Origin of the sequence: Parahoeflea alexandrii (genome assembly GCF_027214025.1) — a bacterium.
GTDB classification, from domain to species: domain Bacteria; phylum Pseudomonadota; class Alphaproteobacteria; order Rhizobiales; family Rhizobiaceae; genus Hoeflea; species Hoeflea alexandrii_A.
In genome coordinates this window covers 244,604-269,875 of record NZ_JAPWHB010000004.1, presented here as the reverse complement: position 1 = coordinate 269,875, position 25,272 = coordinate 244,604, and the positions used below count along the sequence as shown (strand labels likewise).

General features: G+C 62.3%; 28 protein-coding genes. 16 read left to right on the top strand and 12 right to left on the bottom strand.

Translation table 11 applies throughout. The features are described from left to right. The first annotated feature begins 12 nt into the window (after nucleotides 1–12). The 3 genes from O4H62_RS14865 to chrA all read left to right on the top strand — a co-directional run bounded on the left by O4H62_RS14865 (nucleotide 13) and on the right by chrA (nucleotide 2,455). Nucleotides 13–618 (top strand): TetR/AcrR family transcriptional regulator, encoded by a 606-nt coding sequence (locus O4H62_RS14865; protein ID WP_269388986.1) that lies wholly within the window; start codon nucleotides 13–15, stop codon nucleotides 616–618. 122 nt (nucleotides 619–740) lie between these two features. Further along, a complete protein-coding gene (locus tag O4H62_RS14860) occupies nucleotides 741–1,142 on the top strand; it encodes a chromate resistance protein ChrB domain-containing protein (protein ID WP_269389475.1) in 402 nt (133 codons plus the stop codon). Beyond that, a complete protein-coding gene (gene chrA / locus O4H62_RS14855) occupies nucleotides 1,139–2,455 on the top strand; it encodes a chromate efflux transporter (protein ID WP_269388984.1) in 1,317 nt (438 codons plus the stop codon). Before O4H62_RS14860 ends, chrA begins: the two co-directional genes overlap by 4 nt. A 21-nt stretch (nucleotides 2,456–2,476) precedes the next feature. Here the strand turns inward: chrA and O4H62_RS14850 are convergent, their stop codons facing one another. From O4H62_RS14850 to lgt, 6 genes are all read right to left on the bottom strand, one after another. Next, entirely contained in the window at nucleotides 2,477–3,409 is a 933-nt protein-coding gene (locus O4H62_RS14850; RefSeq protein WP_269388982.1) for a ribose-phosphate pyrophosphokinase, read from the bottom strand. 197 nt (nucleotides 3,410–3,606) lie between these two features. Next, nucleotides 3,607–4,230: a hypothetical protein gene (locus O4H62_RS14845; RefSeq protein ID WP_269388980.1), complete on the bottom strand. Its 624-nt coding sequence runs from the start codon at nucleotides 4,228–4,230 to the stop codon at nucleotides 3,607–3,609. A gap of 120 nt (nucleotides 4,231–4,350) precedes the next feature. Continuing rightward, nucleotides 4,351–5,505 (bottom strand): M24 family metallopeptidase, encoded by a 1,155-nt coding sequence (locus tag O4H62_RS14840; RefSeq protein WP_269388978.1) that lies wholly within the window; start codon nucleotides 5,503–5,505, stop codon nucleotides 4,351–4,353. Between the two features lies 1 nt (nucleotide 5,506). Beyond that, nucleotides 5,507–6,307 (bottom strand): peptidoglycan editing factor PgeF, encoded by an 801-nt coding sequence (pgeF, locus tag O4H62_RS14835; RefSeq protein WP_269388976.1) that lies wholly within the window; start codon nucleotides 6,305–6,307, stop codon nucleotides 5,507–5,509. A 103-nt stretch (nucleotides 6,308–6,410) separates the two neighbouring features. Further along, nucleotides 6,411–7,511 (bottom strand): class I SAM-dependent methyltransferase, encoded by a 1,101-nt coding sequence (locus tag O4H62_RS14830; protein WP_269388975.1) that lies wholly within the window; start codon nucleotides 7,509–7,511, stop codon nucleotides 6,411–6,413. Between the two features lie 23 nt (nucleotides 7,512–7,534). Then, complete coding sequence (gene lgt, locus O4H62_RS14825; protein WP_269388974.1) at nucleotides 7,535–8,368, bottom strand: prolipoprotein diacylglyceryl transferase; 834 nt, start codon at nucleotides 8,366–8,368, stop codon at nucleotides 7,535–7,537. 236 nt (nucleotides 8,369–8,604) lie between these two features. Here lgt and O4H62_RS14820 point away from each other — a divergent pair, with 236 nt between their 5' ends. From O4H62_RS14820 to O4H62_RS14805, 4 genes are all read left to right on the top strand, one after another. Then, nucleotides 8,605–8,871, top strand: coding sequence for an accessory factor UbiK family protein (locus O4H62_RS14820; RefSeq protein ID WP_269388972.1), 267 nt, complete (start codon nucleotides 8,605–8,607; stop codon nucleotides 8,869–8,871). Between the two features lie 377 nt (nucleotides 8,872–9,248). Further along, complete coding sequence (locus O4H62_RS14815; RefSeq protein WP_269388970.1) at nucleotides 9,249–9,749, top strand: YbjN domain-containing protein; 501 nt, start codon at nucleotides 9,249–9,251, stop codon at nucleotides 9,747–9,749. 1 nt (nucleotide 9,750) lies between these two features. After that, on the top strand, nucleotides 9,751–10,563 hold the full coding sequence (gene proC / locus O4H62_RS14810) for a pyrroline-5-carboxylate reductase (RefSeq protein WP_269388968.1): 813 nt from the start codon (nucleotides 9,751–9,753) through the stop codon (nucleotides 10,561–10,563). A gap of 30 nt (nucleotides 10,564–10,593) precedes the next feature. Continuing rightward, nucleotides 10,594–10,935: a tRNA-binding protein gene (locus O4H62_RS14805; protein ID WP_269388966.1), complete on the top strand. Its 342-nt coding sequence runs from the start codon at nucleotides 10,594–10,596 to the stop codon at nucleotides 10,933–10,935. Between the two features lie 82 nt (nucleotides 10,936–11,017). Here O4H62_RS14805 and O4H62_RS14800 read toward each other — a convergent pair whose 3' ends face one another. Next, a complete protein-coding gene (locus tag O4H62_RS14800) occupies nucleotides 11,018–12,400 on the bottom strand; it encodes an ATP-binding protein (protein ID WP_269388964.1) in 1,383 nt (460 codons plus the stop codon). Between the two features lie 227 nt (nucleotides 12,401–12,627). Here O4H62_RS14800 and O4H62_RS14795 point away from each other — a divergent pair, with 227 nt between their 5' ends. The 5 genes from O4H62_RS14795 to O4H62_RS14775 all read left to right on the top strand — a co-directional run bounded on the left by O4H62_RS14795 (nucleotide 12,628) and on the right by O4H62_RS14775 (nucleotide 17,361). After that, nucleotides 12,628–13,779, top strand: a complete 1,152-nt coding sequence (locus O4H62_RS14795; protein WP_269389473.1) for a TRAP transporter substrate-binding protein — start codon at nucleotides 12,628–12,630, stop codon at nucleotides 13,777–13,779. Between the two features lie 76 nt (nucleotides 13,780–13,855). Continuing rightward, entirely contained in the window at nucleotides 13,856–14,440 is a 585-nt protein-coding gene (locus O4H62_RS14790; RefSeq protein ID WP_269388962.1) for a TRAP transporter small permease subunit, read from the top strand. Next, a complete protein-coding gene (locus O4H62_RS14785; protein WP_269388961.1) occupies nucleotides 14,437–15,855 on the top strand; it encodes a TRAP transporter large permease in 1,419 nt (472 codons plus the stop codon). Before O4H62_RS14790 ends, O4H62_RS14785 begins: the two co-directional genes overlap by 4 nt. Next, nucleotides 15,845–17,197 carry an amidase gene (locus O4H62_RS14780; protein WP_269388960.1) on the top strand — a complete coding sequence of 451 codons (1,353 nt, stop codon included), beginning with the start codon at nucleotides 15,845–15,847 and terminating at the stop codon, nucleotides 17,195–17,197. Before O4H62_RS14785 ends, O4H62_RS14780 begins: the two co-directional genes overlap by 11 nt. 5 nt (nucleotides 17,198–17,202) lie before the next feature. Then, nucleotides 17,203–17,361, top strand: a complete 159-nt coding sequence (locus O4H62_RS14775; protein WP_269388958.1) for a hypothetical protein — start codon at nucleotides 17,203–17,205, stop codon at nucleotides 17,359–17,361. A gap of 60 nt (nucleotides 17,362–17,421) precedes the next feature. Here O4H62_RS14775 and O4H62_RS14770 read toward each other — a convergent pair whose 3' ends face one another. The 3 genes from O4H62_RS14770 to O4H62_RS14760 form a co-directional block, all read right to left on the bottom strand. Then, entirely contained in the window at nucleotides 17,422–19,269 is a 1,848-nt protein-coding gene (locus O4H62_RS14770; protein WP_269388957.1) for a methyl-accepting chemotaxis protein, read from the bottom strand. 257 nt (nucleotides 19,270–19,526) lie between these two features. After that, nucleotides 19,527–20,234 carry a response regulator gene (locus O4H62_RS14765; protein ID WP_269388955.1) on the bottom strand — a complete coding sequence of 236 codons (708 nt, stop codon included), beginning with the start codon at nucleotides 20,232–20,234 and terminating at the stop codon, nucleotides 19,527–19,529. Continuing rightward, complete coding sequence (locus tag O4H62_RS14760) at nucleotides 20,231–20,764, bottom strand: MarR family winged helix-turn-helix transcriptional regulator (protein ID WP_269388953.1); 534 nt, start codon at nucleotides 20,762–20,764, stop codon at nucleotides 20,231–20,233. Before O4H62_RS14760 ends, O4H62_RS14765 begins: the two co-directional genes overlap by 4 nt. A gap of 208 nt (nucleotides 20,765–20,972) precedes the next feature. Between O4H62_RS14760 and O4H62_RS14755 the strand changes: the two genes are divergently transcribed. The 4 genes from O4H62_RS14755 to O4H62_RS14740 all read left to right on the top strand — a co-directional run bounded on the left by O4H62_RS14755 (nucleotide 20,973) and on the right by O4H62_RS14740 (nucleotide 24,270). Continuing rightward, entirely contained in the window at nucleotides 20,973–21,863 is an 891-nt protein-coding gene (locus tag O4H62_RS14755; RefSeq protein ID WP_269388950.1) for a branched-chain amino acid aminotransferase, read from the top strand. Nucleotides 21,864–22,015: 152 nt separating this feature from the next. Then, complete coding sequence (locus O4H62_RS14750; RefSeq protein ID WP_430538441.1) at nucleotides 22,016–22,474, top strand: Lrp/AsnC family transcriptional regulator; 459 nt, start codon at nucleotides 22,016–22,018, stop codon at nucleotides 22,472–22,474. 150 nt (nucleotides 22,475–22,624) lie between these two features. After that, nucleotides 22,625–23,503, top strand: a complete 879-nt coding sequence (locus O4H62_RS14745; protein WP_269388947.1) for a mechanosensitive ion channel family protein — start codon at nucleotides 22,625–22,627, stop codon at nucleotides 23,501–23,503. Nucleotides 23,504–23,622: 119 nt separating this feature from the next. Further along, nucleotides 23,623–24,270 (top strand): MBL fold metallo-hydrolase, encoded by a 648-nt coding sequence (locus tag O4H62_RS14740; protein ID WP_269388945.1) that lies wholly within the window; start codon nucleotides 23,623–23,625, stop codon nucleotides 24,268–24,270. Between the two features lie 94 nt (nucleotides 24,271–24,364). On the opposite strand, the gene O4H62_RS14735 is transcribed toward O4H62_RS14740, so the two are convergent. Together O4H62_RS14735 and O4H62_RS14730 are read right to left on the bottom strand one after the other, a co-directional pair. Then, nucleotides 24,365–24,820, bottom strand: coding sequence for a BA14K family protein (locus tag O4H62_RS14735; protein WP_269388943.1), 456 nt, complete (start codon nucleotides 24,818–24,820; stop codon nucleotides 24,365–24,367). Nucleotides 24,821–25,047: 227 nt separating this feature from the next. Continuing rightward, the gene (locus O4H62_RS14730) at nucleotides 25,048–25,260 is read right to left on the bottom strand and encodes a cold-shock protein (protein ID WP_269388942.1); all 213 of its coding nucleotides are present in this window, start codon (nucleotides 25,258–25,260) and stop codon (nucleotides 25,048–25,050) included. Between the last annotated feature and the right edge of the window lie 12 nt (nucleotides 25,261–25,272).

Below are 25,272 nucleotides of genomic sequence, written 5' to 3'. Positions count from 1 at the left end.
TAGTGTCAGCCCATGCTCAAATCGAAAGACAGCTACCATCATGGCGACCTGCGCGCGGCGCTAATCAAGGCGGGCGAAGCCGTGCTGGCGGAGACCGGGGTAACCGGCTTTTCGCTCAGGGCAGTGGCCAAGAGCGTCGGCGTCAGCCATTCGGCGCCAGCGCATCATTTCGGCGATGCAAAGGGACTGCTCGATGCGCTCGCCACCGAAGGCTTCCGGCGGTTTCTCGCCGCGATGGAGGCGCGGCAGGCGGCTGAACCCAGCAAGGATCCGCGTCAGCAACTGCTGGCCTCGGGCCTCGGCTATCTGGATTTCGCCATCAGTTCACCGGCCTTGTTCCGGCTGATGTTCTCGACCGACAAGCCCGAACCCAAGACTTCGGAACTTGCCGGCGCCGCCAAGGCCGCGTTCATGCACCTGGCTGACAGCGTCGCCCGGTTGCGCGGCGTCTCGCCCTTTGAAGCTCCGGCAGCGATGACCGATGTGATGGCGATCTGGAGCATGGTGCACGGCTTTGCAGACCTCTATATCGCCGGAAGACTTGGCCCCCCGGACGGCAAGCCGGTTGCAGACCGCGAAGCCGTTCTCGTCGAGATCCTTGACCGGGCGATGACGTGATCTGACGCGACAATCGGCTGTCAGGCAATTAACGCGTCATTCCGCACCAGCTAGCTCTCGAAGACGGGGTTACGGGTGACTCCGCGTTGCTGGCGAGAGCCCAAGTTCCGCCCTTCGTGATTATGCGAAGGGATCATCACGTCCAAATCCATCTCGACCAATGGCCTGATCAATCTGTCCGGCACCAGCGCCTGGCCGCCTGTCGTTGCCTTGACCCGCTGTTTCAAATTCGAGGAAGAGGGGCGCGCCATTGCCGGCTCGACACATTGCTCGATCTGTTCGGCATCGAAGATCCCGCCCTGCGGCATCTGGCCCGCATCGTCCGTGGCGCTGATCCCGGGGATCTCGACCGTGAGCCGCAGCCGGCCGGCCTGCTGGCGATTTCGCTGGGATTGTCATCTTCGGAAGATAATGATCTGGCACAGCTGGAACAAGGCATGGTGATTTATGATGCACTGTTTGCATGGTGTCGTCATGCCACCGCCGAAAAACATACCTGGACGTCTAGGCCTGCTGCATCATGAGTTCCTTTTCTTCACCTTCCTTTCGCGAAATGCTCCGCGTTTTCGGCCGCATCGGGCTTCTCTCCTTCGGCGGGCCTGCCGGGCAGATCGCGTTGATGCACCGCGAACTGGTCGAACAGCGCGGCTGGCTTGACGAGCCGCGATTCCTGCACGCGCTCAATTTCTGCATGCTGCTTCCGGGTCCGGAAGCCATGCAACTTGCCACCTATTCCGGCTGGCTGCTGCGCGGGGTGAGAGGCGGCCTGCTTGCCGGCCTGTTGTTCATTCTGCCGGGTTTCGCGGTGATCATGGCGCTGTCGGCGGTGTATTTTCACTATGGCGAGATGCCGCTGGTGGCGGGCGTGCTGTTCGGGCTTAAGGCGGCGGTGCTGGCCATCGTTGTCGAGGCGCTGATCAAGGTGTCGAAACGGGCGTTGAAGTCGCGACTGGCCTATGGGCTTGCTCTCGCGGCGTTTGTCGCCATCGCCTTCCTCAAGCTGCCTTTCCCGTTGATCGTCCTGGGGGCAGGCCTGATTGGCATTCTCACGTCACTGGCCAGACGGTTCGGTCAGCGCAGCGAGGCCGACCCAGCCGCAGCGCCGGCGGCTGCGCAGTTGCCGGGACTGGCCGGGCCAACGCTGCGGACCGTGCTGGTCTGGGGCGCGATCTGGCTCGGGCCGCTGGCCGCACTGTTGTTCTTGCGGGGGATCCCTGATGCCTTCAGCGCGATGGCCGTGTTCTTCTCAAAGGCCGCGATCGTCACATTCGGCGGCGCCTACGCGGTGCTTGCCTATGTCGGGCAGCAGGCGGTCGAGGTGCACGGCTGGCTCAGACCCGGCGACATGCTGGCGGGCCTCGGGCTTGCCGAGACGACGCCGGGACCCTTGATCCTGGTGCTGGTGTTCGTCGGCTTTCTCGGAGGGGCGAGGGAAGCAGGGCTGGACCCGCTCGCGGGCGGCCTGTTCGGCGGATCGCTGGCGCTGTTCTTCACCTTCGCGCCGTGCTTTCTGTGGATTTTCGCCGGAGCGCCGCATATCGAGCGGCTGCGCTCGGTCAGATGGCTGTCAGCCGGATTATCGGCGATCACTGCCGCGGTGGTGGGCGTCATCGCCAATCTCGCGGTCTGGTTTGCATTGCACGTGCTGTTTGCGGATGTGGGCGAGGCGGCATTCGGCCCGTTCATCCTGCCGGTGCCCGATCTGGCGAGCCTCAACGCCGCTGCGCTCGCCATCGCGTTTGCCGCCGGCGTGGGGCTGCTGCGGTTTCACGTCAACCTGTTCATGGTACTAGGGGCCGCGACACTGGCTGGCGTCGCGGTGGTGCTGCTGGGCTGATGCGCGATCGGCCGGCGGGCCTCAGTCGAACAGGCTCGAGACGGACTGCTCGGCGGCGGTGCGGTTGATGGCCTCGCCGATCAGGGCGTCCGTTGAAATCACCCGGATATTCGGAGCCGAGAGGATCTCCGGCGTCGGCTGGATCGAGTCGGTGATGACCAGTTCCTTGAGCTTCGAAGACGAAACGCGCGCCACCGCACCTCCCGACAGCACGCCGTGGGTGATGTAGGCAGTCACGGATTTCGCGCCGTTGGCAAGAAGGGCTTCGGCGGCGTTGCACAAGGTGCCCCCGGAATCGACGATGTCGTCGATCAGGATGCAATCCTTGCCGTCGACTTCACCGATGATGTTCATCACTTCGGATTCGCCGGGCCGGTCGCGGCGCTTGTCGACGATGGCGAGCAGGGAGCCCAGGCGCTTGCCGAGCGCACGCGCACGCACCACGCCGCCGACATCAGGCGAGACCACCATGACATTTTCCAGCTGGTAATGAGCCTTGATGTCGCGTGCGATTACCGGAATGGCGAACAGGTTGTCGGTCGGAATGTCGAAGAAGCCCTGGATCTGGCCGGCATGAAGGTCAAGCGTGAGAACCCGGTCGGCGCCGGCCTCGGTGATCAGGTTGGCGACAAGCTTGGCCGAGATCGGGGTGCGGCCGGACGCGCGGCGATCCTGTCGTGCATAGCCGAAATAGGGAAGAACCGCGGTGATGCGCCGGGCCGACGAGCGGCGGAAGGCGTCGATCATGATCAGCAGTTCCATCAGGTGGTCGTTTGTCGGAAAGGACGTGGACTGCAGGATGAAGACATCCTCGCCGCGCACATTCTCCTGGATCTCGACGAAGATCTCCTGGTCGGCGAAACGCCTGACACTGGCCTTGCCCAAAGGCACATTGAGATAATTGCAAATGGACTCTGCCAAACGCCGGTTCGAGTTTCCCGCGAAAACCTTCATTTGGGACCGCCTGTTTTTTTCGGCCGCGTCGCTCCGTGCGCAGGATCACGCAAGGGGACGGGGCGCCAACCCGTTGGCCCGCGTTTAAGCGGCGGTTTTGATGATTGCAAGCGCGCATCGCCAAGCGGCGTAATTTTTCTGTTAAACTTCTCGGGACGTGACGCCGGCAAAGCACAGCCAGCCGGGCCGCGAGTCTGTCAGAGACCGCGCCAGGCGGTGTAATCGGCCATGGTGCGGGAGGCGATTCGCTCCATCACATTGGCAGGGACGGAAGCCCATGGATCGCCGTTGCCGCCAGGAAAGACTTCCTGCCCCTGAATCCGGGTCAACCTGGTTCCGGCCGGATCCAGAATGTCCCAGACATAGAACACGGTTGTCTGGCCACTAAAGTTGTCGGCGGAGAAATAGCCCTTGAGCACATGGTCGCCGCCCGGATCGGAGGCGCTCAGGATTGCAAGTCCGCGAGTGCGCGCCTCCACGGCCAACTGACGCGACAGCGGCGTGACGGCATTCACGGGCGCGCCAATGACCGGCATGAAGCGGATCTGGCCGCGGACCTGGCCCGCGGGCAGGGCGGCCTGGGTCTGGGCTTGTGTCTGGGCCGGGCTTTGCGGCGTTGCAGCCGGCGCCTGGGGGCTTGTCGCGATGCCCGGCGCAGTGCCGGGTGCGGTGGCAAACGGATCGAAGCCGCCAGGGGGGGCGGCGTCCGTGGCTGCCTGCTGCTCGCCCGGGATCGGCTGCAGCGACTGCTCGGTGACGTTGCAGCCGGCCATCATGACGGCCAACGTCCCAACCATGCCGATAATTTTGATGCGCTGCATCATGTTTCCCGCCCGTTTCCCGTCCTGTTATGAAATCCCGGAGGCAGACCTGTCAATCGTTGACGGGTCTGGCGCGTGTGCAGAGTGAGTTTCGGCCGGGGGGCGCCGGGATATCCGTGCCTATGACGCGATGATCAGATCGAGAGACTTGGCGGAGAGCGATTCCGGCGCGTCCTGCGTCGTCAGATAGGTCTGTCCCAATGTCATGGCGGTGCCGGTCTCCGAATCCATTATGATCATGTGCACGAAGAGCGTCATGTCCGGGGCAATCTCGAGCGGGTTTCCGGCGTGGAACATCTGGTGCTCCATCCAGCTGGGAGTAAAGCGCGCGCCGACCGAATAGCCACAGGCGTTGAGCCGGTGCCGGGTCAGCCCGCGCACATCCATCACCTCGGCATGGGCATCGAAGACCTGGCCAAAGGTGGTGCCGGGCCTGAGGATTGCGGTGATGGCGTCGAGCGACAGCCGGCAGGCCTCGTAAAGCTCGACATGGCGGGGTGTCGGTTCTCCGACGATGACGGTGCGCATCATCGGCGCATGGTAGTGGGCGAAGGCGCCCGCCCATTCGAGCGTGAGCTGGTCGTCTGCGGTGAGCTCGCGGCGGCCGGCCTTGTAGCGGCACAGAAGCGCGTCCTCGCCGGAGCCGATGATGAACTCGTTGGCCGGATAGTCGCCGCCGCCGGAAAACACCGCGCCCTGCATGGCGGCCAAGATGTCGGCTTCATCGGCGCCCGGCTTGATGAGCGGCAACGCGGCGTCGAGCGCTGCATCGGACAGCTCGGCGGCGCGCCTGGCATAGGCGATTTCCGCAGGGCTCTTGATCAGCCGCAGCCGGCTGACGACATGGGAGGCATCCACCATTTCGGCAAAGCTCTGCAGCTGGTTGTCGAGCTTGCGGCAATTGGCGCCGGTCAGGCCATGGGTGTCGTATTCCACGCCAATGCGTTCGCCGAGCAGATCGAGATCGGAGAGCAGGTTTTTGAGATCCACCGCCGGATCGGCGTTCGTCCGGTCGGTCCAGACCACGATGCGCTCGATGTTCGAGGTCTGCCGGGCCTGACGCAGATCGGCGGAGCGGGTCAGAAGCGTCATCGAGCCGTCGGCCTTGACCACCAGGCACTGGAAGAAGCAGAAGCCGAATGTGTCGTAGCCGGTGAGCCAGTACATGCTCTCCTGGGCGAACAGCAGCATGGCGTCGAGTTTTTCCTCGCGCATGCTGGCGGTCAGCTTGTCCAGACGGGCGGCGTATTCCTCGCGTTCAAAATGCAGGGCCATATCAGTCCTCCTTGATGGCGATGGCGGAGATTTGTCGTCCGTAATCGGGTTCGTTGCGATGGGTGGAGCGCCGGTAGGAATACCAGGCCTCCTCATCGGCATAGGTGCAGGCAGACAGCATGTCGGCCCTTACCCCGGCGTTGCGCAAGCGGTCGACCGTGTATTGTTTCAGGTCGAACAGCGCGTGCCCAGGCCTCGGCGAAGCTGTGAAATAGGCGTCATTGCCGACGGCTTGCTGCACGAAACGGTCGACGAATTCCGGGCCGACCTCGTAATTGTCCTGGCTGATCGAGGGGCCGAGCACCGCAACAATGCGTTCGGCTTCCGCGCCAAGGCCCAGCATGGCCTCGATGGTGCTTTCGAGAACGCCGTCAAAGGCGCCGCGCCAGCCGGCGTGGGCGGCGCCGATGACGCCGGCCTCTGCATCCGCAAACAGCACCGGGCCGCAATCGGCGGTCAGCACGCCGAGCACCAGCCCGGGTGTGTCGGTGACCAGCGCGTCGGCCTCCGGGCGCTCTGTCCGGTTTTCGCGCGTCGCGACCTGGACGCGGGGCGAATGAACCTGATGCACGGTAACCAGCCGGTCGACATCGAGGTCGAACCAGCGGCTGACCCGGGTGCGGTTTTCGATCACGTCGATCCGGTCGTCCCTTGATCCCAGCCCGACGTTGAGGCCGCGGTAAAGCCCCTTGGAAACGCCGCCGGCACGGTTGAAGAAACCGTGGGCGATCCGTCGGTCCGTCGATACGCCATCCAGAAGTGCGCTCCGCAACGGGTTCGGGGAGCTGCGGTCAACCGTCATGATTTGCTCCTCCCGTCGGCCCTGAGGGCGAGCCGAATCCGCAGATAATGCCTGACTGCGCGCAGATGGTGGCCATCCGGGCTGCTTCTGTCAATTCGCCGGCTTACGCTGCCTGGGGATCAAAGGGCGTGATCCCGACCGGCTTGCCGCTGACTGCCAGCACCTTGAACAGCGCTCCCATGCGACCTTCGCCCTCTCCGGCAAGACGGTTGACCGCATCGCTGATGGTGGCCTGAGTCAAACTGTCACGCCCGGCTCCGAGCGCGCCGGCGCGTTCCAGAATGCCAAGGCGGAGCAGGAAATCGCCCTGGGTCATGGGCCGGTGGACATGGGCGCCGGCCTCCCTGGCGACCTCGGCCAGAACCTGGAAATCGACATGGCTGGTCAGGTCGGCCTCGCCGGGCCGGGCCAGCGGCGGATCGAATTCATGCTGGTGAACCGCCTGCAGCGTGTCGCCAAAGCCGGTGACAAGATGACCGTAGTCGATGGTCAGCGCGGTGCCGCCGTCGCGCAGGATCTGTGCCGCAACGGCCTGCATGACCGCGGACCTGGCGGGCGAGGCCTCGAAAACCTCGCCATTCGGGACGCGTCCCGCCTCGATCGGCAGGAGCGTTGTATCGAAGCCGCCCGGGGCAAGGCCGAACGCCAGGTTTCCCCCGTCATCGAGCCCGACGACACGCTCGCAAAAGCCTTCCGGCGTCTTGACGAACTGGCGGATCGGTAGGGCGTCGAACAGTTCATTGGCGACGATCAGGGTGAAACCGGCCGGGAGGTCTTCAACGGCATGGTGCCAGCTTATCCGCTGCTTGATGCGGACGAGGGTCTGGCGCTGCACGTTGCGCAGCCGCTCGCTGGTCTCGACCATGTGGATGGTGGCGTCCGCATAGAGATCGGGCGCAAGCCGGGCGATGACCCGCAGCGCATCCGACATCAGGGTGCCGCGGCCCGGGCCGATCTCGACGATGCGGGTCTTTTCCGGCGCTCCCTGCGCCTGCCAGGCCTGGACCAGAAACACGCCGATCATCTCGCCGAACAACTGCGAGATTTCCGGTGCGGTGATGAAGTCGCCGGACTGGCCGAAGGGCTCGCGGCGCTGATAATAGCCATGGTCCGGATCGGCCAGGCACAGCGCGAAATAGTCGGATATCTTGAGCGGGCCGGTCTGCTGGATCAGGTTGACGATTTTCTCGGCGAGCGGCGTCATGGCGGGGACCTTTCCGGGCTTGCTCAGGCGCGCGATCGGGCGGTGGCGACGGCCCAGAGGCCGACCGCCAGCATCGGCAGCGACAGAACCATTCCCATGGTCAGCCAGCCGCCGGCGAGATAGCCGATCTGGATGTCGGGCTCCCGGAAGAACTCGACGAAAATCCGGGACAGAGCATAGCCGATGACGAAAAAGCCCGCGACCATGCCGGGCCGTTTCAGGGCCTGGCGGCGGTAGATCAGCCAGGCCAGCACGGACACCAGCAGCAGTCCTTCAAGACCGGCTTCATAGAGTTGCGTGGGATGACGCGGGAACGGGCCTCCGGTGGGGAAGACAACGGCCCAGGGCATGTCGGTCAGCTTGCCCCAGAGCTCGGAATTGATGAAGTTGGCCAGCCGTCCGAAGAACAACCCCACCGGCACGACCGCGCAGACGACGTCGAACAGGTTGAAGACCGGGATGCCGCGGCTGCGGGCAAACAGCAGCATGGCGATCAGCGTTCCGAGCAGGCCGCCATGGAACGACATGCCGCCGTTCCAGATTTCCAGCGCCCGGACGGGATTGGCCGCCACCGCCGTAAAATCGTAGAACAGGATGTAGCCGATGCGTCCGCCGGCCACGATGCCGACGGTCGCCCAGAGCAGGAAATCATCGATGTCCAGCGGCGTCATGCGCGGGCCTGCTGCCGGCCAGAGCCGCTCGTTGCTGACGAGCATCCGGGCGTAGCGCCAGCCCAGCAGGATGCCGGCTACATAGGCAAGCCCGTACCAGCGCACCTGCACCGGGCCGATGGCGAAGATCACCGGATCGATGTCCGGGAAGGCCATCAGCGACAACAGCGTTGCGGTATGCTCCAATGCGGTTCCTTCCTGCTCCCGGGGCTGTCCTACAATCCCGGACCAGCATAATTATGGCCTCAACGCAGGTTTCCGTGCTGTGTTGCCTGAAACCTTGCTCCTGTGACATGGCATGCGGGCTTTGCGCAAGCCTTGCGCCGCATGCTTTGGCTTGCAAGTCCTTGCCGGAGCGCTTACCTCAGGATTGACTGCCTACGCGCAATTGCCGGAATGAACCCGCAAAAGGGATGACGATGATGAACAGCGGATCGAACAGACTTCTCGACGAACTTGCCAAGCTGATGACCGATGCAGCGGGTGCCGCGCAGGGCGTCCGGCGGGAAATGGAAACGGCGATGCGCAGTCAGCTCGAACGGCTTCTCAATTCGATGGATCTGGTCAAGCGCGAGGAATTCGAGGCGGTCCGCGACATGGCGATCAAGGCGCGCGAAGAGAATGATGCGCTTGCCGCCCGGCTCGATGCGCTCGAGAAAAAGCGCTCGTCGAAGGGTTCCGACGCCTGAAACCAGTCCCCCGGCGAGGCGCTCCGGTTCAGGGACGCCTGAGCGGCGATTGTACCCAATTTTTTTTGCACAGGTTATCCACCGGACCGCGAGGCTCAAAAAGCCTTTTGCGTGAGTCGGTTATGAGTCATGGCGGAATCAGTTTGGCAGGTTGGTCCACAGGCTGCGGCTGACAAAATGCTGCCGGGGGACTGGCGCTCGGACTCTGCATTTATACACTGATTCTAAATGATGATTCGGAACGGGCGGCAAATTGCCCCGGCAGGAGTCGCAAGTGCGGACGCCCCGGGTCGTGGGTGAATCATGCGTGGATGAGGTGGCTGTCTGGATGGCGCGAGAGCGGATCACCAGGCGCTGGAAATGAAGCTAGGTGGGGCATGAATCTCAGTAATATCGAATTCGAACGGCACTCCAATCCGGTAGACATGATCGAGTTCGTGGCTGCGTCCAACGACTGGACGTTCGAGCGCTCCGGCGAGCACGAGATCGCGATGACGGTCGAGGGGCACTGGACGGATTATCACGTCTCGTTTTCCTGGATGGAGGACTGCGAGGCGCTGCATATCGCCAGCGCCTTCGACATCAAGGTTCCCGACGTTCGCGTCACCGAGGTGATGAAGCTCCTCTCGCACGTCAACGGCCAGGTGCTGATGGGCCATTTCGACCTGTGGCAGCAGGAGCATGTGATCATCTTCCGCCAGTCGCTGCTTCTGGCCGGCGGCGCCGAGCCGACCAACCGCCAGGTCGAGGTGCTGCTGTCGAACGCTCTCGATTCCTGCGAGGCCTATTTCCAGGCGTTCCAGTTCGTCGTCTGGTCCGGGATGGACGCCAAGTCGGCGATCACGGCGGTGATGTTCGAAACCCGCGGCGAGGCATGAGATGATTTCTCCCGCCAATCCCCTGGTCCTTGTCGGCGCCGGCAACATGGGCGGCGCCATGCTCAACGGCTGGCTGGATGCGGGAACCGATCCTGCCACGATCGTGGTGATCGATCCAAAGCCATCCGAGGCGATGGCGGCGCGACTGGCTGAAGCCGGGGTGCGCTGGGAAAGCTCCGCACCGCAGGGATTGACCGCAGGCATTCTGATGCTGGCGGTGAAGCCGCAGATCATGGATGCCGTGATTGAAGGCCTGACCGGACTGGTCGGTCCCCGGACCGTCAGCCTGTCGGTCGCGGCGGGCAAGACCATCGCCTATTTCGAGGAACGTCTCGGCGGCGCGATCGTCCGCACCATTCCCAACACGCCGGCCATGGTCGGACGGGGCATCACCGGCGCGGTTGCCAATGCAGCGGTCAGCACTGAAGCAAAGGCCGAGATCGACCGGCTGCTGTCGGTCTGCGGTCCTGTCGAATGGGTCGAAGATGAAGCACTGATCGACGTAATCACGGCAGTCTCGGGCAGCGGTCCGGCCTATGTCTTCTATCTCGTCGAGTGCATGGCTGAGGCGGGGCGCAAATGCGGCCTGCCGGCGGACCTCGCCATGCGGCTCGCACGCGCGACCGTCACGGGGGCCGGGGAGCTGATGCACCGGTCCCCTGACGGCGCAGCGCAACTCAGGCAGAACGTCACCTCGCCCAACGGCACCACCGCCGCGGCGCTGGCGGTGCTGATGGCCGAAGACGGCATCCAGCCGGTGTTCGACAAGGCGCTCAAGGCTGCCGCCGACCGGTCGCGCGAACTGGCCGGCTGATCTCCTCCTTTCAAGATACGTGAGCCGATCATGAGTTCGACGATTTCCTGGGATGATTTCGAGAAGGTCGAGATCCGCACCGGCACCATAGTCGCGGCGGAGCCGTTTCCACAGGCGCGAAAGCCTGCCTACAAGCTCAGGATCGATTTCGGGCCGGAGATCGGCGAGAAGAAGTCGTCGGCCCAGATCACCGTGCATTACACGCCTGAAGATCTGGTCGGGCGCCAGGTGATGGCGGTGGTGAATTTCCCGCCGCGCCAGATCGGTCCGTTCATGTCGGAAGTGCTGACGCTGGGGTTTGCCGATGCCAATGGCGATATCGTTCTCGCCGCGGTTGACACGCCGGTTCCGAACGGCGCCCGGCTGATGTGAACTCGACACGGCCACGGCTTGTCACTGGCGCTTGCCGAAATCCCCCTTTGTTTTCAGAGCGATGTGTTTCCGGCGTCGTTTCTCAGACCGGCAGGCGCACCGTGGCGCGCAGGCCGCCCATGGCGCTGTCGGACAGGGTGACATCGCCGCCGTGGCTGCGGGCGATATCCCTCACGATTGCCAGACCCAAGCCGGTGCCGGTCTCATCCTGGTTGCGCGCGGCGTCAAGCCGGTAGAACGGCCTGAACACATCCTCGCGCGCATCGGCGGGAATTCCCGGGCCGTCATCGTCGATGGCGATGGTCAGCCACTTGCCGCGGTTGACCGCTTCGATGGAGACCTCGTCGGCGTGGCGGCAGGCGTTTGACACCAGGTTGGTCAACAGCCGGTCAAAGGCGTTCGGCCGGACATTGATGTCGTCATCGCCCTGCACCGAAACGTTGACGGTGGCGCCGCGCAGGCGTCCGTCGGCGGCGATCTTTTCAACGACGGCCTTCAGGCTGACCGTTCCGACATCCTCCTCGGCCTCGCCGCGTGCGAACGAGAGATAGCTGTCGAGCATCGACTGCATGTCGTCGATGTCCTTGTTCAGTCCATCAAGCTCCGGGCCGTCGCCGACCAGCGCCAGCTGCAGCCTGAAGCGGGTGAGGATAGTGCGAAGATCGTGGCTGACGCCTGAGAGCATGGCGGTGCGCTGCTCGAGCTGGCGTTCGATGCGCTCGCGCATCTTAATGAAGGCGATGCCGGCACGGCGGACCTCGTCGGCGCCGCGGGGGCGGAAGTCATCGGGCATGCGCTGGCCCTTGCCGAAACTCTCCGCCGCCTGGGTGAGATTGAGGATCGGGCGGATCTGGCCGCGCAGGAACAGGATGGCAATCACCAGCAGCACCAGCGAGGTGCCGACCATCCACAACAGGAAGATATGGGTATTGGACGCGTAGGCCTGGCTGCGTTTGGCGAAGACCCTGAGGATCTTGTCCTCGAGCTTGATGCGGATCTCGACGATGTTGGAGTTGCCGACGGTGTCGATCCAGAACGGAAGCCGGATCTGGCGGGTGATCTCTTCGGACAGGATCTGGTCGAGAATAGAGAAAAACGGCTTTGGCCGCGGGGCGGGAAGGTCGCCGGGCGGCTCGATGGCGATGTTGAGTTCCAGCCGCTCGCGGGCGATGCGGGTGATCTGGTCATAGCTCGCATCCTGCGGGAAGGTGGCGAGCACATCGATGATGGCGGCGATGTCGCGGGTAACGGCCATCGAGAGCCGCTGGGTCACGGTCTGCCAGTGCCGCTCCATGAAGACGAAGGCGATGACCGATTGCAGCAGCACCATCGGAATGATGATGATCAGCAGGGCGCGCGCATAAAGCCGCGTCGGAATGCGCTTGGTGAACCAGCGCGTGAACCGGCGAAAGCCATTTGGCGGATAGCGCTCGTATTCCCTGCGGATGGAGTCCATGCTGGTCATGCTGTCGCGCCTTACCCCCGGCTGGTTTGTATTGCGGTGAGACCGACCGCTTTTTTGCTTATAACGTCCATACGGGGCGGAGGGCTAGGCTTTGTACACAAGCGGCGGTGCAAGGCGGCGCATATGATCGGCACTGCTCCATTTATTTCGCACATGAATACGGATTGGCTTGCCATATCGGGCAGAGTGCCCAATATTTAATATGTCAAAGTTTGAATACCAACCAAATGGGAGGATTGGTCTTGCAAAATCAGAACGAAAAGACGGTTTCGCGACGGTCGTTTTTGAAGAAGGGTTCGATGTTGGGCGGCGTGGCTGCAGCGGGAGCACTGTCCGCGCCTGCCGTGCTTGCGCAGGCGCCATTGGTGGTCAAGATGCAGGCCTCCTGGCCTGCTTCGGACATTTGGATGGATTTCGCGCGCGAATATACCACCCGAGTCGAGGAAATGTCTGGCGGGCGTCTCAAGATCGACCTTCTGCCCGCCGGCGCGGTCGTCGGCGCATTCCAGGTCATGGATGCATGCCATGACGGCGTTCTGGACGCGGCCCATACGGTGCCGGTTTACTGGTATGGCAAGTCCAAGGCGGCTTCGTTCTTTGGCACCGGTCCGGTTTTCGGCGGCTCGGCCACCACAATGCTCGGCTGGTTCTATCAGGGCGGCGGCGCGGAGCTTTACCGCGAACTGACGCAGGATGTGCTCGGCCTCAATGTCTATGGCTTCATGGGCATGCCGATGCCCGCGCAGCCTTTCGGCTGGTTCAAAGGCGAAGTGAATACCGTCGCCGATATCCAGGGCTTCAAATACCGCACCGTCGGCCTGGCAGCCGATCTGCTGCAGTCGATGGGCATGTCGGTCGCCCAGCTTCCGGGCGGCGAAATCGTTCCGGCAATGGAACGCGGCGTGATCGATGCTTTCGAGTTCAACAACCCGTCATCAGACCGCCGGTTCGGTGCGCAGGACGTGGCCAAGAACTACTATCTCTCATCTTACCACCAGGCGTCCGAATCCTTCGAGTTCATTTTCAACAAGGACTTCATGGACGATCTCGACCCGGACCTTCAGGCGATTCTGAAATATGGTGTCGAGGCCTCGGCCACGTCGAACCTCGCGCTCGCGATGCGCGAATATTCAAAGGACCTGGCGGAGTTGCAGACCGATGACGGCGTCACGGTGCACCGCACGTCGAAGGAAATCCTTGCCGCGCAGCTGCAGGCCTGGGACACGCTCATCACCGATCTGGAAGGAGATGCCTTCAACAAGAAGGTCATGGACAGCCAGCGTGCATGGGTCGAGAAGGTCGCCTATTACGAGCTGATGAACGCGCCCGACCTCGGCCTGGCCTATGAGCACTATTTCCCGGGCAAGCTGAAGATATAACTTCACCGGTTAATTGCTGACATGATCCGGCGGAAAATGTTCCGCCGGATCATCAGGCGGGGATAAGTGGCTGAACATGATTGGATACATCCGTTTTGCCGACACTTTGTCGGCTGTTTTCGGCAAGGCATTTGCCTGGCTGATCATCCTGATGGCCTTCGGCACGGGCTATGAAGTGGTCTCGCGTTACCTCTTCAATGCACCGACGCCCTGGGCTCTCGACATCTCTTTTATCATGTATGGGTCGCTGTTCATGATGGGCGGCGCCTACACATTGTCGCGCGGCGGTCATGTGCGGGGTGACTTTGTCTATCGCCTGTGGCGCCCGCAGACCCAGGCGAAGGTGGATCTGGTGCTCTACCTGCTGTTCTTCTTCCCCGGCATTACCGCGTTGATCGTGACGGGATGGAAATATGCGTCGCGTTCCTGGGGCTACGGTGAAGTCAGCGTCAACAGTCCCGCCGGCATTCCAATCTATCAATTCAAGACCGTAATCATGGCGGCAGGTATCCTCCTGTTCATCCAAGGCATTGCCCAGGTGTTCCGCTGCATTGTCTGCATCCGCACCGGCGCCTGGATCGAGGCCGATGAAGACGTGCGCGAGACTGAAGACCTGTTGATGAAAAAGGCCGACGAGGCCGAGACTGGCGGACACGTATGAGCGATCCTCAAATTGCCCTGATGATGCTGGGCCTGTTCATCTTTCTGGTGTTCCTGGGCTTTCCGATTGCATTCACGCTGATGGCCATGGGCATCGGCTTCGGCTACTACGCCTATTACGATCCGTCGCGGATGTGGCGCTCCTATTTCCGGCTGGATGAGCTGGCGCCCGCCTGGGACAGCTTCACGCTGTGGATCGAGGGGTTCTTCAACAACCGCATCTTCGATCTGTTCATCAATCAGACCTATACGGTGATGTCGAACGAGGTGCTGACGGCGGTGCCGCTGTTCCTGTTCATGGGTTATATCGTCGAGCGCGCCAATATCGTCGACCGACTGTTTTCCACCCTCAATCTCGCCTCCAAGCGGATTCCGGGGTCGATGGGCGTCGCCGCGCTGATCACTTGCGCACTGTTTGCCACCGCTACCGGGATTGTCGGCGCGGTGGTGACGCTGATGGGGCTGCTGGCGCTGCCGGCGATGCTCAAAGCGCGCTATGATCCATCGTTTGCCTCCGGCATTATCTGTGCCGGCGGTACGCTCGGCATCCTGATCCCGCCCTCGATCATGCTGATCGTCTATGCCGCGTCGTCAGGCGTTTCGATCGTCAAGCTTTATGCCGGCGCGCTTTTGCCCGGCTTCACCCTCGTCGGGCTCTACCTGATCTATATCGTTGGCCGTTCAATCCTGCAGCCGAGCGTTGCGCCGCGTCCGACCGACGAAGAGGTGCCCGATGTGCCGATGGGCCGGTTGGTGTTCCTGATCGCGACATCGTTCTTCCCTCTGGCGTTTCTGATCATATCGGTGTTGGGCTCGATCCTGTTCGGCCTGGCAACGCCGACGGAAGCCGCATCGATCGGTGCAATTGGCGGCATTGTTCTTGCCCTCGCCTATGGGGCCATGACCTGGCAGCGTATGCGCGAGAGCGTCTATCTTACGGTGCGGACCACGGCGATGGTGTGCTGGCTGTTCGTCGGATCCTACGTTTTCTCCTCAGTGTTCTCGTATCTCGGTGGCGAGCAGATCATCTCGGAATTCGTCATGGGCCTGGATCTGACGCCGTTCCAGTTCCTGTTACTCGCGCAGTTGATCATCTTCCTTCTCGGCTGGCCGCTGGAATGGTCGGAGATCATCATCATCTTCGTGCCGATCTTCCTGCCGCTGCTGGCGATCTTCGACATTGACCCGTTGTTCTTCGGCATTCTGGTCGCGCTCAACCTGCAGACCTCGTTCCTGACACCGCCGATGGCGATGTCGGCCTACTACCTCAAGGGGATAGCGCCGCCGGAGGTAAGGCTGACGCAGATCTTCTCCGGAGTCATGCCGTTCCTGTTAATGGTCTTTATCTGCATGGGCCTGATGTATGCATTCCCACAGATCGTCTACTACCTGCCGGATCTGTTCTATGGCCGATAATACCTTGGCGACCGGCTTGAGCGCGGTGGAGGCGCGGGACCGCATGGCCAGTGGCGCGTTGAATGCCACTGACTACGCGAAATCCTGTCTCGACCGGATCGCGGCGCTCGATAGCGACATTCAGGCCTTCGAGTGGCTCGATCCGGCCTTCGTCATGCGTCAAGCTGAAATGACTGACGCGCACCGCAAGTCGGGCCGACCCATCGGGCCGCTGCACGGTGTGCCGGTGGCGCTCAAGGACATCATCGACACGCGGGGCATTCCGACGGCCAACGGCACTGTCATCGACATCGGGCGTGTACCCGACCGGGATGCGACGATCGTGCAGAAGCTCCGGGCGGCGGGCGCCATCATTCTGGGCAAGACGGTGACCACCGAACTGGCGTTCCTGCATCCCGGCAAGACCCGCAATCCGGTCAATCCGGCACATACCCCGGGCGGCTCGTCCTCGGGTTCCGCCGCAGCCGTGGCCGCCGGCATGGCGCCGCTGGCCGTGGGCACCCAAACCGGTGGTTCGGTGATCAGGCCCGCCTCCTTCTGCGGAGTCACCGGCTTTCTTCCGTCCGCGGGCAGCATCGCGCGGACCGGCATCCTTGCGCAGTCGCCGACGCTCGACCGGGTTGGTGTCTTTGCCCGTTCGGTAGAGGATGCGGCGTTGCTGGCGGATGTGCTGTCCGGGTATGACGAATGGGACAAGGCGACCTCGCCCGCTCCGCATCCGCAGCTTCTTGCCGTGGCCAGCACTGATGCACCGGTCACCCCGATGTTCGCCTTTGTCCGTACGCCCTACTGGCACAAGGCGAGCGAAGCCTGCCAACAGGCAATGGAAGAACTTGCGGAGCACCTGGGCGAGGGCTGTTTCGAGGCAGGCTTGCCGGATGCCTTTGGCGAGGCGGCGAGCGTGCGCGAGCGAATCAATCTGGCGGAGATGTCCAAGGCCTATCACCGCTATTCCCGCGATGGCGGCGAGCAGATGTCGCTGCAACTCCGCGAAGCTCTCGATCGGGGCAGCAAGGTGCTGGCGCATGATTACATCGCAGCGCTTGACTGGCCGGATTATCTTTATGCAGCGCTCGGCGAAATCTTCCAGCGTTGCGACGCAATCATCACACCCGCCGCGCCCGGCCCGGCACCGATGGGACTGGAATCCACAGGCGATTCGGTGTTCAATGCGATCTGGACATTGTGCGGCACGCCAGTAATCACACTGCCGCTGTTTTCGGATGAGGACGGGATGCCGATGGGCGTGCAACTGGTTGGCCCGCGCGGCGGTGACGCACGCCTGCTCAGAACCGCGAGATGGCTCGTGAAACACCTTGAAACCGACGATCAGGGAGACTGACGACCATGGAACGGATCCTCACGATCATCGCCTTCATCATCCTTTGCGGCTTTCTCGGCGTGCTGATCTTCAAGTTGCCGAGGCTGGATCTTGGCATCGTTGTCGGAGTCACCGTGCTGATGGCCTTCTACGACCTGTTCATTCACAAGAAACCATCCAGTTAGACCCGCCGGATACGTTTTCCCGGAGCGGGATGGCCGCGCGGGTGGCGCGCGGCCGTTTTGTCAGGCGGCTCTGGACATCCGGCCGCCAACTGATCCGACGTCGAACTGGTCGACCATGCTGGTGAGCTTCTGGGCGCTGCCGGCGAGCTTGTGCATGACGGCGGTGGCTTCCTCGACCATGGCCGCGTTCTGCTGCGTGACCTGGTCCATCTGGTTGACGGCGCCGTTGATCTCGCCAAGGCCGGTGGTCTGTTCCCGCGCAGCGGTGGCGATGGAGGCGATATGGTCGTTGATCGCGGCAACCTGTTCGGAGATGGTTCCAAGCGCTTCGCCGGTCTCGTTGACCAGCTGCACACCGCTTGCAACTTCCTCGCCTGACTTGGTGATCAGTCCCTTGATGTCCTTGGCTGCACTTGCCGAGCGTTGCGCCAGTTCCCGGACCTCCTGGGCGACGACCGCAAATCCCTTTCCGGCTTCACCGGCACGAGCCGCCTCGACGCCGGCATTGAGTGCAAGCAGGTTGGTCTGGAAGGCAATCTCGTCGATCACGCTGATGATCTTGGAGATTTCGCCCGATGCCGCTTCGATGCGCGACATGGCGTCAACGGCATTGGAGACAACGTTGCGGGAATTGACCGTGCTGCTCTGCGCCTTCACCGCCATGTCCCTCGCTTCCTCGGCGCGGGTGGCGGCGCTGCGGACGGTTGCGGTGATTTCGTCAAGCGCAGCCGAAGTTTCCTCGAGGGAGGCCGCCTGCTGTTCGGTGCGGCGGGACAGATCATCGGTGGCCGATTGCATTTCCCCGGCGCCTGCATTGATCTCGTGGGTTTCGCCCCGCAGTTCCGCCATGGTCTGGCTCAACCGGTCGGCGGCGTGATTGAAATCGGTGCGCAGCTTTTCGAATTCGCCCGAGAACGGGTGGTCGAGCCTGACCTGCAGGTTGCCGTTGCTGAGTTCGCTCAGGCCGGCGCCGAGTTCGCGAACCGCAGCTTCAGTTTCCTTGTCGCGGGCTGATTTTTCCGCGTCGCGGCGCTGGCGTTCGGCCTCGGTCTGTTCTCGGTTGCGAACCGAGTCGGATTCCAGCGCGATCTTTTCGCGGGCGCCGTCGCGCAGCACCGTCAGGGAGCGGGCGAGGGAGCCGATTTCGTTGCGCTGGTCCTGGCCGGGAACCTCGATGTCGAGATTGCCGTCGGCAAGCGCGGTGGCGACGTTGGTCAGCCGCGGGATGCCGCCAAGAACCTGCTTGTTGACAATTGCCGCGATGGCCGTTGCAGCCAGCAGAACGAGGACGGCGGTGATGCCGATGGTCCATGCCAGCTGGCCGGCAACGGCATCGATCTCGGCCGAACGCACACCGGCGTAGAGAATGCCAATGGTCTCGCCTGCCGGTGAATAGATCGGCTCGTAGATCGTGTAGTAGGGCGTGCCCAGGATCACCGCTTCACCGCGGAATGTCTTGCCCTTGGTCAGGACCGGGTAGACCGCACCCTTCTGGCCCAGCGGCGTTCCAACCGCGCGGTTGCCGTCCGGCTTGATGATGTTGGTGGTCTTGCGCCAGAAGTCCTTGGTCTCGCTGTCCCAGGCAAAGATCGTCGCGGTCTGGCCGGTCATGCGGCCGATGGTGTCGATCATCTCGTGGCTTTCGAACCCGGCCGGGATCGCTTCCATCTCGATGCGCTTGACGTTGCCATCTTCCGCCCAGCTTATCGTGGTGCCTGGAAGATCGCGCGACACGATGGTCGCCGCCGTACGCAGGCTGGCGTCCTGGCTGTCGATCGCCTGGGCCTGAATACGTTTGCCGATATTGGATGCGACTGCCAACGCGACCAAACCAAGTGCGATGAGAAGAATTGAGACAGTCATCACCGTGACGGTTTTGACCACTCCGAAGCGTGAAAATATAGACATGATTTTCCCCAACCGTTTGGGGCTAAATTAGTTTGCAATGGTTAAGGAAATCAGACTCAATTCCAGTAGATATTGCAGGCACTACCAGAATTGCTTCGGCTCGACTGAGCCTACCGGAGACGGGAGAGCTCTCAGACGGACTCGCAAGAGTGGTTTCGGCAGTATTTCTCCCGAAGTCTTGACGGGAGCCGGCGTGTCCGCTTCATGCTGGCAAGCAAGGTCGCGCGCGGCCGGGCATTTTGCTGGAAAGCCCGGATCTAAACCTTGGTCTCGACGCTCAGCCGGTAGCCGATGCCGCGCACGGTCTGCAGCCAAAGCGGGTTGGCCGGGTCTTCCTCGATCTTGCGGCGCAGGCGGTTGATCTGCACGTCGATGGTGCGTTCGCCGACCTCGATGTCGGCGCCGACCAGTTCATGCCGGGGAACGGTGTCGCCGGCGTTCTCGGCGAAGGTGACCATGATCTCGCGTTCGCGGTCGGTGAGGCGAACCGGTTCGCCCGATTTTTTCAGCTCGCGCCGGGCGATGACGAAAGTGTAGGGGCCGAACACCACCTGTTCGACCTTGGGGGGCGCCGGCTGGCCGCCGCGCTTGAGAATGTTGTTGATCCTGAGCACCAGCTCGCGCGGATTGAACGGCTTTGCCAGGTAATCGTCAGCGCCGGCCTCGAGCCCGTCGATGCGGGCTTCGCCTTCGGCAAGTGCTGTCAACATCAGGATCGGCACGGTCTTGATCTCGCGCAGCGAACGGGTCAGCGACAGGCCGCTTTCGCCGGGCATCATCACGTCGATCACCAGGAGATCGAAATCGATGCCTTCGAGCTTGCGGCGGGCCTCGTTCGCGTCCGCGGCGGTGGTGACCCGGAACCCCTGTTCAGTCAGGTAGCGTGACAGCAGGTCTCGAATGCGGGTGTCGTCGTCGACGACAAGAAGATGGGCCGCGTCATCGTCCGGCAAGGGGTTTGTCATTGCTTGTGTCCCTCTATCGTGTCTTCCCGATCATCTGCCGCTCCGCGGGTGGCCGGATTGATCATGCCAGACAGAAAAGCCTTGACCGCCGTCCGTCCGTCCTCGCCCAGACCTTCCATTGCATTGGCGATGCGGCAAGACTGTGGCCTCGCCAGCGCCAGGGCGAGCTCGCGTCCCCGCTCCGTGGGGAAGAGACGGCGTTGCCTGCGGTCCTCGGGTCCGGCGACCTGGGCAATATAACCTGAATCGATCAATTGTTTGAGCACCCGGGCAAGCGATTGCTTGGTGATCTTGAGCGTGTCGAGCAGGGCTGCAACCGTCAGTCCGGGTTCCCGGTTGACGAAGTGGACGACGCGGTGATGGGCGCGGCCGAAGCCCGAGGTGTCGAGGATCGCATCTGGATCTGAAATGAAATCGCGATAGGCGAAGAACAACAGCTCTATGATCTCGAAATCGATGCCGTCGGTGTCTCCCATCGGTCGGTCGAGAATATGGTCGGATTCGGGCTTGATTGCGCCGGCACGGCTCATGACGACTTTTCCTTTCGAATATGTCAGCTATGTTGACATAAATTGGCGCAATTGCTAGCGTCGATTTGCGCGCGAGGCAAACTGGCCTTGCCCGCCGGCTTGCCATTGCCCGTTTGCCTCACGCCGCGATCCGGCGCTTGCGCCACGGTCACCGACACCGGCTTCAGACAACCACTATCACGGCGGCATACCGCCTGGAGGAAACGCGATGGCGTCCGTACCTTTTGACCAGCTCGAAGGCGAAATCTGGTTCAACGGCGAGTTCGTGCCGTGGAAAGATGCGAAAATTCATGTCCTGACCCATGGGCTGCATTATGCCAGCGCCGTGTTCGAAGGCGAGCGCGCCTATGGCGGCGAGATCTTCAAGCTGACCGAGCACACCGAGCGGCTGCATACGTCGGGCGAGATCCTGGGCTTCAAGATCCCCTACAGCGTCGCCGAGATCGACCAGGCCTGCGTCGAGCTGCTAGCGCGGCAGGGCTTCGAAGACGCCTATGTCCGGCCGATCGCCTGGCGCGGCTCGGAAATGATGGGCGTCTCGGCGCAGAAGAACAGGATCAACCTGGCGATCGCCATCTGGCAGTGGCCGAGCTACTTCAAGCCGGAAGAGCGGATGAAGGGCATTCGCCTCGACATCGCCGAGTACCGCCGTCCGGATCCGCGCACCGCGCCGTCGCGTTCCAAGGCCGCCGGTCTCTACATGATCTGCACGCTGTCGAAGCACCGGGCCGAGGAACGCGGCTATGCCGACGCGCTGATGCTCGACTGGCGCGACCAGGTGGCCGAAGCCACCGGTGCCAACGTGTTTTTCGTCAAGGACGGCAAGATCCACACACCGACGCCCGACTGCTTCCTCGACGGCATCACCCGCCGCACCGTCATCGGGCTCGCCAAGAAGCGCGGCTACGAGGTGATTGAGCGGGCGATCAAGCCGGAAGAGCTCGAGGGTTTCGAGCAGTGCTTCCTGACCGGGACCGCCGCGGAAGTCACCCCGGTGTCGGAAATCGGGCCCTACAGCTTCACGGTCGGCGAGATCGCGCAGAATCTCGTCAATGACTACATGGCCGAGGTCCAGCCGAAGAAGATTGCTGCCGAATAGGCATACCTGAACAGGATCAAGAGGGCGGTGCTCCGAAAGGACTGCCGCCTTTTTTGTTTGTGGACGTTTTCCGGAAAGCGGCTGTGTTCAGCGCGGTATCGTGATGGTATTTGCTCATCTCATGTCAGCGATGGCGATAGGAGATGGGAATCGTGCACCTGGATGAGTTCGACCGCAAGCTGTTGCGGCTGCTGCAGGAAGACGGGCGGCTGACCAACAACGAGCTGTCGCAAAAGGTCAATCTGTCGGCCTCGCAATGTTCCCGGCGGCGGACCCGGCTGGAGCAGGAGGGCTTCATTCGTGGCTACCGGGCGGATCTCGACCGCGAGAAACTCGGAATGGGCATTGTCAACCTGATCACGGTGACGCTGGCGACGCACAATCGCGACAATGCGCAGCGGTTCGCGCGGCTGATCGGCGGGTTGCCGGAGGTTCTCGAAGCCTACTCGCTGACCGGCGAGATGGATTACATCATCAAGGTGGTGACGCCGGACCTGCGCAGCCTGTCGGCTTTCGTCAGCGACGTGCTGTTGCCGCATGAATCGGTGCAGCATGTCAAAACCGCGATCGTGCTCGATACCTTGAAAGAGGGCGGTGGCCTTCCAGTTTGAGAGCGGAAGGCCCGGTGAGAGCGGATTCCACTTGATCGCAGTTTTTTTGGTTCCGGATGGAACCAAATCCCCGTTACGCACGTTCCGGTCTACGGCGAGTTGTCGCGCAACAACCATGAAAAAGGTGATTGAAAAAGTATGGAAGACCTGATGGCGAGTGCATCCGAATCCCAGTTGGGGCAATTGTTTGGCAGCTGGGGCGAGGCGTTCAACGGCCTGCAGGTTCTCATCGTTACCTACGCCTTCTCGGTGATCGGCGCGATCCTCATACTCATCGTCGGCTGGAGCATCTCGCGGCTCCTGGGCCGCTGGGTGCGGAGCCTGCTTTCCAGAACCCACCGCGTCGATCCGACAGTGGTCGGGTTCTTTTCGGTCTTTGTCCGCTATGCGGTTCTGGTGGTGGTCGTCATCATGGTGCTTGGCCAGTTTGGCGTCCAGACAGCCTCGATCATCACCGCGCTGGGTGCCGCGGGCCTGGCGATCGGCCTTGCGCTGCAGGGGACGCTGCAGAACATCGCCGCCGGCATCATGCTGCTGGTACTTCGGCCGTTCCGGGTCGGCGAATACATCGATGCCGACGGTGTTTCGGGCACCATCCGGGAAATCGGTCTTTTCGCAACCGAGCTGAAAACGCTTGATGGCCTGTATCGGATGGCGCCGAACTCGCAGCTGTGGAATGTCCCGGTGACCAATTACTCGCGTCTGCCCGAGCGTCGTCATGACCTCGTCATCGGCATCGGCTACGACGACGATATCGAGAAGGCGCAATCGGTGCTCATGGAACTGGCAAGAGCGGACAGCCGGGTCCTGTCCGATCCCGAACCCTGGGCTTATGTGTCGGAACTTGGCGACAGCGCGGTTGCCGTGACCTTGCGCTACTGGACCAAATCGGCGGACTGGTGGACCACGAGCCGCGAGCTGACCAAGGCCGCCAAGATCGCTTTTGACGAAAACGGCATCTCGATCCCGTTCCCGCAGATCACCTATTCCGGCGCGTTGCCCGGGCAAAAGGAAAGCGAAAACGCCTGAGGGGCGGGCACCTGAACATTTGGGGCGGCATCCGACCGAAGCGCGCGGAATCGAGGGTGACATCCGCTGCCCGTGCGTTCATTTTGCGGCCAGTGAGTCGAACAACAGGAACGTTCACAATGGGCAACTTGCAAGCCGGGATCATCCCCGTCACTCCCTTCCAGCAGAATTGCACGGTGCTGTTTGACCAGGACACCAAGTCCGGCGTGGTGGTCGATCCGGGCGGTGACGTCGACGTGATCCTGCAGACGATCAGCGAGAACGGCCTCACTATCGAGGCGATCTGGCTGACGCACGGGCATATCGATCATGCCGGCGGCGCCGACGAGTTGCGCGAGAAGCTTGGCGTCAAGATCATCGGGCCGCACAAGGCCGATCTGCCGCTGCTGTCGGGGCTGGAAGACCAGGCCAGGATGTTCGGCCTCGACATGCAGGTGCGCAACGTGGCGCCTGACCAGTGGCTTGACGACGGCGACAAGGTGTCTTTCGGCGCGCACGAATTCGAGGTCTCGCACACGCCGGGCCATGCGCCCGGTCACGTGATCTACTACAATCGCGAGAACGGCTTTGCGCATGTGGGCGACGTGCTGTTCGCTGGCTCGATCGGGCGGACCGATCTGCCGGGCGGCGATCACCAGACGCTGCTCAACTCGATCCGCGACAAGGTGTTCCCGCTTGGAGACGAGGTCGGCTTCATCTGCGGCCATGGCCCGGGTGGCAAGATCGGCGACGAACGCCGCACCAACCCGTTTCTGAAGGGTCTGTAGGGCAGGGCTGCTCCCGCCCGGCTAAAGAAAAACCGGCCATCGCCGTGGGCGAGGCCGGTCGGGGTTTCATTCTGCTTTTCAGCGTGCGGCGGTGTTACCGGGCGACGCAGAAATGGTCGCGCCCGTCATAGCCGCGATAGGTGCCTGTCGATGCGTTGAACGAACGGTACTTGTTGGCGCAAAAGCGATACCAGGAACGGCTCCAAGGCTCGTAGTCGCCGCCGCTGATGACGCGGGTGGCAGGCTGGTCGCGGTAGATCACGCGCGGCTGGTTCGCGTTGGCGATTGCGCTACCGATGATCGCAGCAGCGCCCAGACCAATGATGCCGAGTGCGATGGCTTCGTTGTTGCTCTGATGGCGGCGGTGTGTGTTGTGGTGCCTCATGCCGGCGTTCCGGCTGGACCAATCGTGGCGGCCAAAGCCGTCGGAGTGTCTGCGGTGCTCGACGAAACGCATCTCGCCGGCCTGGGCCATGGTCGATGCGAACGGCGCAAATGCGGTCGCTGCGGTAAGCAGGGTAATGCTGAGCTTCCTGGCAAACTTGTTCATCAGATTGTCCTTCCCGGTTTGCATCTCTTGGCGGAGGCCGGTCTTCCGGCTTGAATGAACCCTATCGCGAGCAAGCTGAACGGTAGCTGAACGAATTCTTAATGCCTCCACTCAAGCAACAATCCGGCAATCGAGTAAAAAAAACTGCAATGTGTCAAATCAAACAAAACTAAAAAGCCCGGTGATTGCGGCACCGGGCTTTCGTATTCTTGCGGTGTCGATGTCAATCAGGCGAGGCGCAGATTAACGGCCTTCGGTCCCTTGCCGCGGCGATCGGGCTCGGTGTCGAAGGAAACCTTCTGGTTTTCCTCCAGGCCGGTCATTCCGGAAGCCTGTACTGCGGAGATGTGAACAAAGATGTCCGCACCGCCATTGTCAGGCTTGATGAAGCCGAAGCCCTTGTCGACGTTGAAAAATTTTACGGTACCAGTTTCGCCCATGCTGTCAGGTCC

Coding starts and splice junctions, on each gene's coding strand:
- proC (WP_269388968.1), top strand. CDS start 9,751: ATGATTTCTCCCGCCAATCCCCTGGTCCTTGTCGGCGCCGGCAACATG.
- O4H62_RS14800 (WP_269388964.1), bottom strand. CDS start 12,400: ATGACCAGCATGGACTCCATCCGCAGGGAATACGAGCGCTATCCGCCA.
- O4H62_RS14740 (WP_269388945.1), top strand. CDS start 23,623: ATGGGCAACTTGCAAGCCGGGATCATCCCCGTCACTCCCTTCCAGCAG.
- O4H62_RS14815 (WP_269388970.1), top strand. CDS start 9,249: ATGAATCTCAGTAATATCGAATTCGAACGGCACTCCAATCCGGTAGAC.
- O4H62_RS14830 (WP_269388975.1), bottom strand. CDS start 7,511: ATGACGCCGCTCGCCGAGAAAATCGTCAACCTGATCCAGCAGACCGGC.
- O4H62_RS14770 (WP_269388957.1), bottom strand. CDS start 19,269: ATGTCTATATTTTCACGCTTCGGAGTGGTCAAAACCGTCACGGTGATG.
- O4H62_RS14755 (WP_269388950.1), top strand. CDS start 20,973: ATGGCGTCCGTACCTTTTGACCAGCTCGAAGGCGAAATCTGGTTCAAC.
- O4H62_RS14840 (WP_269388978.1), bottom strand. CDS start 5,505: ATGGCCCTGCATTTTGAACGCGAGGAATACGCCGCCCGTCTGGACAAG.
- O4H62_RS14760 (WP_269388953.1), bottom strand. CDS start 20,764: ATGAGCCGTGCCGGCGCAATCAAGCCCGAATCCGACCATATTCTCGAC.
- O4H62_RS14845 (WP_269388980.1), bottom strand. CDS start 4,230: ATGCAGCGCATCAAAATTATCGGCATGGTTGGGACGTTGGCCGTCATG.
- O4H62_RS14790 (WP_269388962.1), top strand. CDS start 13,856: ATGATTGGATACATCCGTTTTGCCGACACTTTGTCGGCTGTTTTCGGC.
- O4H62_RS14780 (WP_269388960.1), top strand. CDS start 15,845: ATGGCCGATAATACCTTGGCGACCGGCTTGAGCGCGGTGGAGGCGCGG.
- O4H62_RS14765 (WP_269388955.1), bottom strand. CDS start 20,234: ATGACAAACCCCTTGCCGGACGATGACGCGGCCCATCTTCTTGTCGTC.
- O4H62_RS14730 (WP_269388942.1), bottom strand. CDS start 25,260: ATGGGCGAAACTGGTACCGTAAAATTTTTCAACGTCGACAAGGGCTTC.
- O4H62_RS14775 (WP_269388958.1), top strand. CDS start 17,203: ATGGAACGGATCCTCACGATCATCGCCTTCATCATCCTTTGCGGCTTT.
- O4H62_RS14860 (WP_269389475.1), top strand. CDS start 741: ATGCGAAGGGATCATCACGTCCAAATCCATCTCGACCAATGGCCTGAT.
- O4H62_RS14795 (WP_269389473.1), top strand. CDS start 12,628: ATGGGAGGATTGGTCTTGCAAAATCAGAACGAAAAGACGGTTTCGCGA.
- O4H62_RS14745 (WP_269388947.1), top strand. CDS start 22,625: ATGGCGAGTGCATCCGAATCCCAGTTGGGGCAATTGTTTGGCAGCTGG.
- O4H62_RS14785 (WP_269388961.1), top strand. CDS start 14,437: ATGAGCGATCCTCAAATTGCCCTGATGATGCTGGGCCTGTTCATCTTT.
- O4H62_RS14820 (WP_269388972.1), top strand. CDS start 8,605: ATGAACAGCGGATCGAACAGACTTCTCGACGAACTTGCCAAGCTGATG.
- O4H62_RS14735 (WP_269388943.1), bottom strand. CDS start 24,820: ATGAACAAGTTTGCCAGGAAGCTCAGCATTACCCTGCTTACCGCAGCG.
- chrA (WP_269388984.1), top strand. CDS start 1,139: ATGAGTTCCTTTTCTTCACCTTCCTTTCGCGAAATGCTCCGCGTTTTC.
- O4H62_RS14850 (WP_269388982.1), bottom strand. CDS start 3,409: ATGAAGGTTTTCGCGGGAAACTCGAACCGGCGTTTGGCAGAGTCCATT.
- O4H62_RS14805 (WP_269388966.1), top strand. CDS start 10,594: ATGAGTTCGACGATTTCCTGGGATGATTTCGAGAAGGTCGAGATCCGC.
- pgeF (WP_269388976.1), bottom strand. CDS start 6,307: ATGACGGTTGACCGCAGCTCCCCGAACCCGTTGCGGAGCGCACTTCTG.
- O4H62_RS14865 (WP_269388986.1), top strand. CDS start 13: ATGCTCAAATCGAAAGACAGCTACCATCATGGCGACCTGCGCGCGGCG.